This window comes from Nostoc sp. (genome assembly GCF_036917155.1).
Taxonomy (GTDB): Bacteria; Cyanobacteriota; Cyanobacteriia; order Cyanobacteriales; family Nostocaceae; genus Nostoc.
Genome location: NZ_JBALDZ010000136.1, coordinates 1 through 11,840 on the forward strand (window position 1 = coordinate 1; position 11,840 = coordinate 11,840).

At 40.4% G+C, this 11,840-nt stretch carries 12 protein-coding genes and 1 tRNA gene; 3 read left to right on the plus strand and 10 right to left on the minus strand.

Features of this window, described 5'->3' with window-relative positions; all coding sequences use genetic code 11:
- Positions 1-105: 105 nt before the first annotated feature.
- From V7K67_RS18805 to V7K67_RS18825, 6 genes are all read right to left on the minus strand, one after another.
- Positions 106-3,417: a GAF domain-containing protein gene (locus tag V7K67_RS18805; protein WP_334729260.1), complete on the minus strand. Its 3,312-nt coding sequence runs from the start codon at positions 3,415-3,417 to the stop codon at positions 106-108.
- Between the two features lie 253 nt (positions 3,418-3,670).
- On the minus strand, positions 3,671-4,858 hold the full coding sequence (locus tag V7K67_RS18810) for a TRC40/GET3/ArsA family transport-energizing ATPase (protein WP_334710324.1): 1,188 nt from the start codon (positions 4,856-4,858) through the stop codon (positions 3,671-3,673).
- A 104-nt stretch (positions 4,859-4,962) separates the two neighbouring features.
- Entirely contained in the window at positions 4,963-5,244 is a 282-nt protein-coding gene (locus V7K67_RS18815) for a hypothetical protein (RefSeq protein ID WP_334710325.1), read from the minus strand.
- Between the two features lie 200 nt (positions 5,245-5,444).
- Entirely contained in the window at positions 5,445-5,564 is a 120-nt protein-coding gene (locus tag V7K67_RS34460; RefSeq protein ID WP_442943869.1) for an XdhC family protein, read from the minus strand.
- Complete coding sequence (locus V7K67_RS18820; RefSeq protein WP_334729259.1) at positions 5,531-5,773, minus strand: XdhC family protein; 243 nt, start codon at positions 5,771-5,773, stop codon at positions 5,531-5,533. The genes V7K67_RS34460 and V7K67_RS18820 overlap by 34 nt, the downstream gene beginning before the upstream one ends.
- 80 nt (positions 5,774-5,853) lie before the next feature.
- Entirely contained in the window at positions 5,854-6,771 is a 918-nt protein-coding gene (locus V7K67_RS18825; RefSeq protein WP_334729258.1) for a polysaccharide deacetylase family protein, read from the minus strand.
- A 1,016-nt stretch (positions 6,772-7,787) separates the two neighbouring features.
- Here V7K67_RS18825 and V7K67_RS18830 point away from each other — a divergent pair.
- Positions 7,788-8,123, plus strand: coding sequence for a XisI protein (locus V7K67_RS18830; protein ID WP_334729257.1), 336 nt, complete (start codon positions 7,788-7,790; stop codon positions 8,121-8,123).
- 14 nt (positions 8,124-8,137) lie between these two features.
- On the opposite strand, the gene V7K67_RS18835 is transcribed toward V7K67_RS18830, so the two are convergent.
- On the minus strand, positions 8,138-8,599 hold the full coding sequence (locus tag V7K67_RS18835; protein WP_334729270.1) for a DUF29 domain-containing protein: 462 nt from the start codon (positions 8,597-8,599) through the stop codon (positions 8,138-8,140).
- Positions 8,600-9,183: 584 nt separating this feature from the next.
- Here V7K67_RS18835 and V7K67_RS18840 point away from each other — a divergent pair.
- Complete coding sequence (locus V7K67_RS18840; RefSeq protein WP_334729255.1) at positions 9,184-9,477, plus strand: hypothetical protein; 294 nt, start codon at positions 9,184-9,186, stop codon at positions 9,475-9,477.
- A 156-nt stretch (positions 9,478-9,633) separates the two neighbouring features.
- Here the strand turns inward: V7K67_RS18840 and V7K67_RS18845 are convergent.
- The 3 genes from V7K67_RS18845 to V7K67_RS18855 all read right to left on the minus strand — a co-directional run bounded on the left by V7K67_RS18845 (position 9,634) and on the right by V7K67_RS18855 (position 11,228).
- A tRNA-Val gene (locus V7K67_RS18845) sits at positions 9,634-9,707 on the minus strand.
- 184 nt (positions 9,708-9,891) lie between these two features.
- Positions 9,892-10,509, minus strand: coding sequence for a hypothetical protein (locus V7K67_RS18850; RefSeq protein ID WP_334729254.1), 618 nt, complete (start codon positions 10,507-10,509; stop codon positions 9,892-9,894).
- Between the two features lie 557 nt (positions 10,510-11,066).
- Positions 11,067-11,228 carry a hypothetical protein gene (locus tag V7K67_RS18855; protein ID WP_335167895.1) on the minus strand — a complete coding sequence of 54 codons (162 nt, stop codon included), beginning with the start codon at positions 11,226-11,228 and terminating at the stop codon, positions 11,067-11,069.
- Positions 11,229-11,483: 255 nt separating this feature from the next.
- Here V7K67_RS18855 and V7K67_RS18860 point away from each other — a divergent pair, with 255 nt between their 5' ends.
- A complete protein-coding gene (locus tag V7K67_RS18860; protein WP_335167898.1) occupies positions 11,484-11,753 on the plus strand; it encodes a hypothetical protein in 270 nt (89 codons plus the stop codon).
- Positions 11,754-11,840: the final 87 nt, after the last annotated feature.

The following is an 11,840-nucleotide window of genomic DNA, read 5'->3' on the forward strand; positions in this document are numbered from 1 at the left end:
CAAATCCTCCAAGCAAGCCGACTCGTAGAAGCAGAAAACCTCAGAAGGCAACTTCTTAGAATCCCCGCCATTTATGGCTGGGGTGGATGTCAAAGGAATGCTCATCTACAATTTGGTGATTTGTGTAATCGGAATTTCAATCCAAAATTCTGTACCTAACCCCGGCTGAGAATCACATTTCAATACACCACCGTGCTTATCTACAACAATCTGGTAACTAATTGATAACCCTAAGCCAGTGCCTTTTCCTACGGGCTTAGTTGTGAAAAATGGATCGCAGATTCTAGCCTTTAGAGGCTCCGGTATTCCTGGGCCATTGTCCGCAATGCGAATGACTACACTCTTGACATTGCCTTCAAGCTCTCCAAGAGCAGTATGGATAGTAATTTGACTGCTATGAGTTTTTGATTGAGATTCCCTATAATCTTCTAAAGCGTCGATCGCATTGCTTAAAACATTCATGAATACCTGATTTAGTGGCCCGGCATAGCACTCTACTAAGGGAAGCTCACTATACTCTTTGACTAATTGAATCGCTGGACTTTCCGGTTTTACTTTCAAGCGATGCTGCAAAATTAGCAAGGTGCTATCAATACCCTCATGAATATCAACTGGCTTTTTTTCTGCCTGATCAAGGCGAGAGAAATTCCGTAAACCCAAGACAATCTGCCGGATACGATCAATGCCAACCTTCATAGAAGATAGAGTTTTGGGCAAATCCTCCATGAGAAATTCTAAGTCGATTTCGAGTGCGCGATCGCGAATCTCCGGGTTAGGGTTGGGAGCATTTTGCAAATAGAGGTCTAATATACCAAGTAAATCTTGGGCGTAATCGTTGACATGGTTGATGTTGCCATAAATGAAGTTCACGGGGTTGTTAATTTCGTGAGCCACACCAGCTACCAGTTGACCAAGTGAGGACATTTTCTCAGTTTGGATCAGCTGGGTTTGGGTTTGCTGTAAATCATGCAAAGCTTGAGCCAGTTTTTCTGTCTGTTCTTTGGTTTGATTATGTAATTGGGCTTGTTGGAGTGCCACCCCAAGCTGATTAGCAATTTGAGTAATAAACTTAATTTCCGAGGCTTCCCAATGGCGGGGTGCAGAATTCTGGTAAGCTGCTAATAAGCCCCATAGCTGTTGCCCAATAAATATAGGTGCGATCGCATAGGCCCTTGCCTGAATTTGCTCTAGAACTGCAACGTGGCATTGAGAATGTCCAGCTTGATAAATGTCATCAACTGCAAAGGTTTCATTGTGACGATATCGTCCACCTTGGGTTTCCTGCAAATAGCTATCTTGCCAAACTGTCTTGGTATCTAAACCTACTAGCTTTAACCAGTTATCACCCACAAACTCGGCGATATATTCACCACTCCAATCAGCCTGGAAGCGGTAGACTGCAACTCGATCCGCCTGTAGTGATTTACAGATTTCTTGGGTGGTTGTCTGAAAAATCGCATCTAAGTCCAAAGATTCCCTAACTTTCGCAACAACTTCAAACAATACCCGTTGTTGTTCTGCTGCTTGTTGCAAATCTAATGTCTGTTGTCGTGTCTGAGTGAGTAAATCAGCTTGCTGGAGTGCTACCCCCATTTGGGCCGCAATCTGACTGAGAAAGTTAACTTCAGAAGCTTGCCATTGCCGGGGGCCAGTATGTTGATAAGTTGCCAACAAACCCCAAAGTTTTTGTCCCACAAAAATTGGCGCAAGCACAAAAGCGTAAATTTGAAACTGCTCTAGATTGTCGATATGACACTGAGTAAACCCCATCTTGTAAATGTCATAGACTGCAAATGTTTCATTGTTGCGGTAGCGTCCTCCCTCTGTATCTTGTAAGTAGGTGTCATTCCAAATTGTATTAATACCTAGTTCAGACTCATTCGACCAGTATGGACTAGCAGCCTCGAAATCTCCAACAAATTCACCACCCCAATTAGCATCAAAACGATAAACAGAAACGCGATCGGCTTTAATTAATTGACAAACTTCTTTAGTTGTGGTTTGAAAAATCGTATTTGTGTCTAGAGATTCTCGAATTTCGGCAATAACTTTAAACACAGCCTGTTCTTGTTCAGCTGTCCGTTGCAATTCAACTGTGCGTCTTTTTACTTGTTTTTCTAAATTTTCATTGAAGACTTGTACTTGTTGGTGTAGTTCATATTGCTGAACTGCGGAAGCAAAGTGTTTACTGAGGTTTCTAGCCAGTTCAATCTCTTCAATTGTCCATTTTTGAGCTTGTGCTTTTTTAGATTCGCGCCAAACCTCAAAGGATCGTCGGGGGTATAATTGCCTTTGATCGCTGTCATGCTGCCCCGCCCATAAAGTTTCTGTATCTACTTCATTGCGGAAAATACTTAAGTAGCCCAGCAATTGCTGACGATACTGGAGTGGGATCATCAACACGCTGCGAATTTTAGTTGGTTGAAAAGCAACTTGCAAACTTCGCAAGCCAGGAGTGTTATGTATATCTGAAATCGCCCAAACATCGTAGTTAGTAAACTTGTAGTGTTCGTGCCAAATACTATATTGCTCTATGAGTGGATATATAGTTTGTTCTGGCATCACTGGTTGCTGTCCACAGATATAAAGCTTGACACAAGTATTTCCTGGTATTAGGCATTCTGTTAAGCTGGTCACGTTGCCATTATGAAAATCAAGAGCTTCATTTCTAATGCACAGCCTGCCACCAACACCATTAAAGGCAGCAACAGCCGCTTCTAAGGCTGGCTGTAAGACAATCGTGGGTAGTGAATGTAGGAGGGTAGCAATGCGGTTAAAGATCGCTTCTTGTTCGGCTGTTTTGCGGACTTGAGTCAGAAGGGTACTTTGAGCGATCGCCATTGACAGCTGCTCGACTACCATTTGTATTGCTTCTAGTTCATATTCTGAAATCAAACGCGCTTCAGAATTATGAGATACCAACAGCCCCCAAAGTTGACTTTGATAGAGAATAGGCGCTACTACAGAGGATTTTACGCCCATTGCCGTCAAATATTCAATATGACATGGGTCTACAGGGCGGTAACGAATCTCCTCTGAAATAGTTTCTCCATTATCCAAATCACGCAGGTGAATTTGACCAATCTCTTTAGTATCAACATTTACAACCGAACGCACCCGTGATTTGATAAATAGTTCACGGGCATAGGATGGAATGTCATCGCAGGGAAAATTTAGCCCCAGTAGCGACGGCAAACGATTGTTGTAAATCGACTCAGCAATTACTTGACCACTACCATCGGGATGAAATTTGTAAATCATCACTCGATCGGTTTTTAGTAGCGATCGCACCTCTGCCGTTGTCACTGTGATAATTTCTTCTAACTCTAAGCTTCGTCGGATACGGTTTGTAATGCGGCGTAGAAAACTTTCTTCATCGCGACATAAGGGAAAATCTTGTTCAGTATTGGAGGTCATTGTTATAGCAAAATAAATTAATAATTTGAAAATTGACATAGTTAAATCTAAAGATATTCTGATTTTTTTTTATCAATTTGTCTTCAGTAAAACTACGGTCAAGTTACTAGTGAAAATATTTATTTGCCTTTTATAAAAATTCACCAAAAAATCATAAAAACAGACGCTAAAAAGGTTGCGTCTGTACTAGCTATAAGAGAAAGTTCTTGCTTTTTAGTTTTAACTTTTTGTTGATAGAGAAACTTCAAGCAAATCAAACTCTTGTGTTGTCAGCAAAGCGGATTTTTAGATAGTCATCTTCCATCTTTGCTCCTGCTGGTTGCAGTGCTGCTAAGGCTTGTGGCAAAACTAAGTTACGACGATGGTTGCCAATAGTAATGTTTAATTCGTCTCCGGTTTTACTGAGTTGAACTTGGTCTTTAGGGATACCAGGTAAGTAAAGTTCTAAGCTGTATTGGTTTTCCTCTTGCACTACTCTAAGAGTTGTTTCTTTGTAATAAACCTGAGTAGGATCTTCATCTTTATAAAGAGTTTCTTTCAGACGTTCTAAGGAAGCCAATCCACACATTTCTTCAGAAAATAGGGGAACTTCTTTTACAGGCAGAGGGTGAAAATCATCATGGATTTCCCGGCGATATTGTTCCTGACTTTCCTTCCAACGTTGAAAAAATGGATCTTGGACTTCGCGGGGAATAATCCGATTCGCCACTACTAAATCTGTTGCAACATTATACAAGCTCAGATAAGCATGGGCACGGAGAGACTCTTTAATCACCATCTTTTCGGGATTAGTTACTAGACGCACTGAAGTTTGAGTATTATCTGTTAATACTTTTTCCAGAGCTTCAATTTGTTCATAAAACTCATAAGGTGCATCCATCACCTCTTTATCTGGTAGCGAAAAACCAGCAATTGGCCTAAAAAAAGGTTCAACTAGAGGCCGAAGTGCCACCGAGATGTTTTGAAATGGTTTGTAAAAACGCCGCATATACCAGCCACCGACTTCAGGTAAACTCAGCAAGCGTAGTGCTGTGCCGGTGGGGGCTGAGTCGATAATTAAGACATCAAACTCCCCTTCATCGTAATGACGTTTCATCCTTACCAAGCCAAAAATCTCATCCATGCCTGGTAAAATTGCCAATTCTTCCGCCTGTACGCCATCTAAACCCCTTGCCTGTAAAACTTGGGTAATATAACGTTTCACAGCGCCCCAGTTTCCCTCCAGTTCTTGCAGCGCATCCAGTTCAGCACCCCAGAGATTTGGGCGAATTTTTTGGGGTGCATGTCCCAGTTCCATGTCAAAACTATCTGCCAGGGAGTGGGCGGGATCGGTACTTAAAACCAATGTCTGATAGCCTAGTTCCGCACAACGGAGTCCAGTTGCAGCAGCGACGGAAGTTTTGCCCACACCGCCTTTACCGGTCATTAAAATTACACGCATAGATGCTTCTGTCCTGCCTGAGGATTTTTTACATTTATTTACATTATCGACTGTTTAAGGAAAATAAATGTTGTTTCAGTGCGTCTAGGCATTAATATAAATATTTACCCTAAATCATCCGTTGGGTTTTGCTGCAATAACCGATCCAGCTTAGTTTCCAGTGCTGAGAGTTTTTTAAGAATTGTGGGGCGATCGCCATCAAGAGAAATTAGTAAATTGGTTATTCTCTCTTGGATGTTTGCTAATTGTGCGACTGCATTCTGAATTTGGAGCATTCCTTCTCGGAGTTCTTGGCGTTCCTGACGTGCTTCCGCCATTTCATCTAACATAGCTTGGACTGTTTTAGCGTTACTCTCAATTAGATGCTTGAGTTCTTTATCAGTCATTGCGATCGCACTTTGAAGTTGAGTTTATGATGAATCATAAAAAAATTAATTAACATCCGCATTATTAACTCTTTCTCCCAACAGGATTTTCAGCTTTTTAGCGGATTTATTTACTATACCAAATATTGATACCAATTCTCCATAGGCGATAATTTTTGGGAAGTTAGTAATTAAAAAATTACCATCTCAACAAGTCAAGTTCAAGGCAATGTACCACTACGGCGAACTTTGATTAACTCAGCACAGATATTAACTGCAATTTCTTCTGGTGTTAAAGCGCCAATATCTAAACCAATTGGTGCATATATTTGATGAAAAATTCTGAATTGTAACCTTCATTTTGCAATATTTTGTACACAGTGCTGACCCGTTTATTGCTGCCAACCATGCCGATATATTTTGTTTGATATTTGCATAATAGGCGTAAAGCTTCTAAATCTTGCAGATAACCTCTAATAACTAAAGCGACATATAAATTAGTATTTTTATTTAATATTTCTTGAATTGAGGTGATGGGTTGTGCTAGCACCAGCGATTTCTGTGACTAATTTAGCTAGTGTTGCCAAAATTACATGTGTAGCTGCCCTTAGACTATCACTGATGATTAAGCTAATTGTTTGGATGTTCATCCTTTGTAACCATAGGTGAAGCTATTTCCGCCAAATGTTGTTCTTGGGCTTGCATTTCCAGTAATTGGGGAATCGTCACAAATCTATAACCTTGGGCCTTTAAACCTGCGATCATTTCTGGCAAAGCCTTGACAGATTTAGAACGGTTGCCACCGCCATCGTGCATCAGTACAATTGCACCTGGTTTTGCATATTTCAGTACATTTTTGATTAGCATTGGTACTTGAGGCGAACGACGTTCGGCATCTCCCGATTCTTCTGACCACATCATGACAGCGTACTTCTCATTTTTGGCATATTCGGCTAATCCATTATTCAGAAAGCCGCCAGGGGGACGAAATAGAGTAGTTTTCTCTCCAGTAGTCTTGTAGATGATCTCTGCTGTACGATCAATTTCACTAGCCGCAGTAGCTAAGTCCATCTGGCGATACCAATGATGCCATGTGTGATTACCAATTACGTGACCATCAGCAGCCACTTGCTTGGCAATTTGGGGAAAATATTTCACCATTTCCCCAATCATGAAGAATGTGGCTTTTATATCATTTTTCTTCAAAATTTCTAAAATCTGTGCCGTATTTTTGGGGCCAGGGCCATCATCAAAGGTCAAGGCAATGACTTTCTCATTTGCTTTTAGTTTCCCTTGATAAACGATTGTTCCCTGAAAAGACTTTGGAACTTCATTCATCTGGTCTGTAGCTGGACTGATATTCTGTGCGGATGCACTCATCAGTTTGTTCTGACTCACTTTAGCACTCTCGCTTTTTGGCTTTACAATTCCCAATAGATGCTCAAATCCGCTTGTAGTTAAAAGCAAACTGATACCCAAACTACTAGCACCAGTAACCAATGTAATGATTATTAATTTCAGTAAGAAAGATAATTTACGACTGGACACATTAAATCTCCTTAAAATATTAGTTATTGGGTACTGGGGATTAACTCTTCCCTAGTACAAGAAGGAAAAAGGCAAAAGGAAAAAGAAAGAATGCTTATTTTGTAAGCTTTCTGGCTATTTTAAATGGGTAGTTTATTTACGCTGTGTTGTACTAGTCCCTATTCCTAACTCCACTCGTAGTCGGTTGTAAACTAACATATCTACTGCTAAAAGAAAAAAGAATGACATACCTTGAAACATCCTAGCTAAAGCTAAAGGAAGTCCTAACTCAATCTGCACTAATTCGCCGTCTATGTATAAAAGTACTATCAGCCACCGCTAATCATAGAGAGTTAACCCTGTGTGCAACTTTATCTCAACCCAACCTCTAATCCCTTCCTACTAGCAGGGCTGTTTCATTCCCTAAAAGGTGCTGATTTACAAGCGTTTTAAGTAAAAAATCAGGTGACTTACTTTCCTAAATTTCACAGCGAGTACTATTGACAAAATCATGACCTTAGCGAATGAAACAGCCTTGCTTCCAGCTAGAGGCTGGCTGAAAGATGTTGATAAGCTAATCGGCATTTGATTTGTATAAAATCACGTAGTCTACAAGTTTATCACTGTCTAACAAATGTACGGTGACTAATTATCTGTCGTCGTGACAAATTATTGTCATCGGTAAAATTCTTGTACAGTATAGATTATAGCGTTATATATCTCGGCTCTCCTAGACTTCGTTTGATAAATTAATACTAAAAAACACCTAAAATACCTGATATAGCTAGGTTTCGCTAAAACAGAATCAAAGATTTAATAAAAATATGCTTTCTGATTCTTGAATCCCCTACTATGTAAGGACTTAACCTGATATCAAGTATTAATTTTCTATAACTAGTCTAGGAGAGCCTATATCTCTTTCTTCTTTCTTCCCTTTGCGTCCTTGGCGGTTCGTTTCCTTATCTATATTTTTCACAACTCAAATAGGACTGCTATAGATTAATTAATTATCAGCCTGTAATAGAGGATATAGTCGAATGGATAAACTAAAAAAATATCAACAAATAATTCAGCAACTCCTCCAAGAATATGCCGCAATTTCTAATCAAGAACCAGAAATTGAAACCCAACTAATTTTCGACACAGAACATCACCACTATCAACTTGTCAATGTCAGCTGGAAAAATGACCGTCGTATTTATGGTTGTTTTTTACATCTAGACATTAAAGATGGTAAAATTTGGCTGCAACACAACGGAACAGAAAATGAAGTCGGAGAAGATTTAGCAAATTTAGGTATCCCCAAACAGGATATTGTCATCGGCTTTCATTCGCCATTTAAACGCCAATTTACAGATTATGCTGTGGGTTAAATATTAATACTTAACTAATCAGGTAAAAACTCTTCATCCAAACATTCATCCGCAGTAAAGGGAGAGTCTACCGGAAAAGTATCAACTGATAAACCAGTTTCATCACTGGCTTGCTTTCTTGCATCTTGATAACACTCAGTAAAAACTTCCTGAAAATATGGTTTTAAACTAGGACTATCCTTAAAAGTCCTTGTCAACCTGCGGCGATGTTCTCTAATAGTTCCTTTCCAACTATTAGAGCGTTTTTCAGGCTGATATTTGTATTTCAATAGGTGCATTAATAGAACAACTAAATTACTCTCAAGCGCGTGCTTTTCACTTCTCCCCATACATTCAATCTCTTCAACCAGATTTTCTAAATCAACCTCAGAAAATCTCCCTTCCTTTAATTGTTGAGTAGTTGTCTCTATCCACAAATAAAAATCTTGGTCGTAAAGATGAGAGTTTATAAAAACCGTTGATTGAGGCGTTTTCATCTGATTTTTCAACCTCCCAAAATCCAACTGCTATACTTAATTTAACTCCACTCTTGCTATGCTCGTAGTATATCTAAATAGATTGCTTTTGGGCGTATCCCAAGTGGAACTTGAGACTTCGCAAGTAGCAGGGTAAATATATAATAACAAATTTTCACCTGACCAAAAGTTTACCTTGAGTTGTCGCAGCAACGATGTCTGTGATAGGCTTCTCTACCAGGCTTAAAACTTGAAATTGTTTTAAAGGCGATACTTGCTACTTACCCAATCCAGCCCTTTCAACGCGAACAAATGAACTACTAAGGCAAAGGCTAAAACCCCCTCCCAATATAGGTTATCAATGATGAATTCAAGGTATCCTTGGCAATATCAGTACCAGGGGGAAGAGAAAATGCTGTGGGAGCATCCTGTTTTGGCGGATCGCCCTGCGCTAAGGCGCACGCTACGCGAACAGACTAGAAGTCTGGGGCTATACAAACAAAACCCGCCTACGCGGGTTTCAGAGAGTCCGCGCAGGCGGACGAAAGTTTGTGTAGCCGCGATTTCCAATCGCCCGGTGTTTCTTCCAAAAGTGGATGCTCCCAATGCTGTCCTCCATCTTTGAGCAATTTGTAAAAGAAAGTCCAGTAAGCGTGATGGCACAAGCATTAATGTCACATATATTTGCATCTGAGCGGATGGATGAGTTATTTAGAAGACATGCTCAGGTGCAGTACCAACAAGATTTGCTATTTTCTAGTCTTGTAGAAATGATTACGCTTGGTGGTGTGTGGAATCCAGAAATCAGTTCATGCAGCGTACAAAGCGAGGGCAGGGAATTTACAGCGCTTCCGGCTATTATGCAATACAGTTTTCCTCTTGCCCCTCTCCTATCATAGCTTTCAGCTATGAGGATGTACCTCATAGCTGCCGGAAGTGCTGTAAGTGTTTGAGGTTTTGGTGTAAGACTTCGTGAATGCGATCGCTAACAGAATCCTCGCTTACCGAAGTATTCGCCAGCTACTTGGTGACAATTAGTCACTGTACACAAAGAATGGACGTAACTGGATTCGAACCAGTGACCTCTACGATGTCAACGTAGCGCTCTAACCAACTGAGCTATACGTCCTTAACCACACAATTATCAAGATTAGCATATACTTTTCTGATAATGCAAGATAAAAGCTCAAATCAGGCGAACTTTATAAGTAAGTTTAATCAACAGTAACTTTTCGTGGAATGAAACAAACAAGTCAAATCCTCTTCCCTCCTGCCTGCCTCCAGCAAGACTGTCTGATTCAGTGAAAGTGCCTTTAAATTTCTCGAATCCAAAATGCCAAGCCTCCTCCCCGACCACGAGCTGCAATGAAATCTTCTGTCACTAAAAAAAAGGCAAAGAAGGGTAGTTTAGCTATAGACTGGTTGTAGAAATCTTCTGTTTGAACTTTACCAGAACGAATTGCTCTGTTGTAAACAGCACCACCAAACAGACTAATAAGCATCTGGTTAAAGTCAAACGCCAATAAATTTTTCTTACCTAAATATTGCACTGGGCCCGTGAGCTTCAATAAAAATGGGCTAAATTCAACCTGATTAGCAATTTCGCCTCTGCCTAAGTCCTGTTCCAAAGCAGCATTAAAGGCAACATGGATTGCGATAAACTTGGGTACATACAAACCCTTGCCTAATACAATTCCCCCGCGCTCTCTGACTTTCTTAGTGCCAGTGGCAAAGCAAAGTTGCCATTTACCTAAAAGAGACTCAAACGGATAAGTCAATCGTTGCTGCTTGGCAGCTTTTTCTGCTTGTAGCAAAGCATTTACTAATATTTCAGCACTAGGGCGTGTACTTCTCTGTCCTCGATATGCAGCCGTAGCTTGGGATAGCACGGTAAAAAAGTCAAGTGTGGCTGTAGATAAATCAGCTGTCATGTAGGCACTCTGGATTTAACTATTTCTTTGCTTTTCTGATAGATTGTAGCGTTGATCTGTTTTGTTTCCTTCGATCTGTGGCTATTCCCTAAATACGGGGAGGGTCAGGATTTTAGTACTGGATTGGGGGCTTGATGTTCCCACTACAAACTGAACATCATCTAACTCGGCTCATCAGTGGATTTTTAACTTGCTGCTACTCATTTGCTATTCAAAACGGTAGCCTGGAAGAAACCAGCAACTCACATACTGCATCATGTTACCTAAACCCAAGAAAAGTTGGACACCCCAGCACTGGGCAAGTTGGAAGCCTTTTGGCATTGGCGAACAGTATCCCAATAACTACTGGGAGGTCTAAGCTATCTCTGTAATATCAATACTTTCAACGTTTTCCTTGATCTGTGCTACTTATTTGCTACTTAAAACAACTATTTTTAACCTGATTTGGCGTGATCGCAAGCAGCGATCGCGCTACTCAAATGCTACTCAATTGACTAATTGACTCTTAATCTATTGGTTGAAGGTTCGAATCCCTCGTCACCCACTCTTTCCAGCCCTCAAAATTTACCCTTGACTAATTCTTGACTAAATCGAGTTGGCGGCACACTGCAAAAGCCCCATTCATCAAGGGTGAACGCCACTAAAGCTTTGACTAATTTGAATAAAAACGCTTGCCACCCACTGGACACGTTAGAAAGTCCACTGGGTAGTTGCAACATTAGCAAAATTTGTTACTTGCGTTTTTTAGGATTAAATAAATCAAAATTCAAAAAATCTTTAACATCCTCTGGCAAGGCTTGCATTAAGAAGTAAATTCCCAGAGAAACTATAGCAATTACTATAACTGGAAGAAAAACTTGAAATACTATTATTAAGGTGTCCATAGGAGTAGATGAGGTATTTACTCCACATTACGGAAATTCCTTGATTTAGCATCCGGGAATTTCCGTATTATAAGTACTTGTCTAGGAGGAATGACCCAGCGTGATGAAATGGAGATTTCAATGAATGACGATGATTACAAACGAATAGGACAAGCGTTCACCGAACTGACAGAGGCAGATATACAGAGAATTAATGCACTGCTACTTGATGCTTCCAATGTGAGAACTACCCTGCCAGCCCGTCTTTATGCAGAAACATGGGAGAATTTCAGCAAGGCGGTTAAGCCACTAAGAAAAATCCGCAATGGTTTTAAAAGATTGCCTTTAGGTGGGGCAGAAACTGACTGCCCAGATTACTAGAGTGAATCCCCAGAAGTTACTTGAGTGAAATCGATGTAATATTCAGCCGCAGGTTTAAAAAAATCTGCTGCGCTAGGGTTATTAATA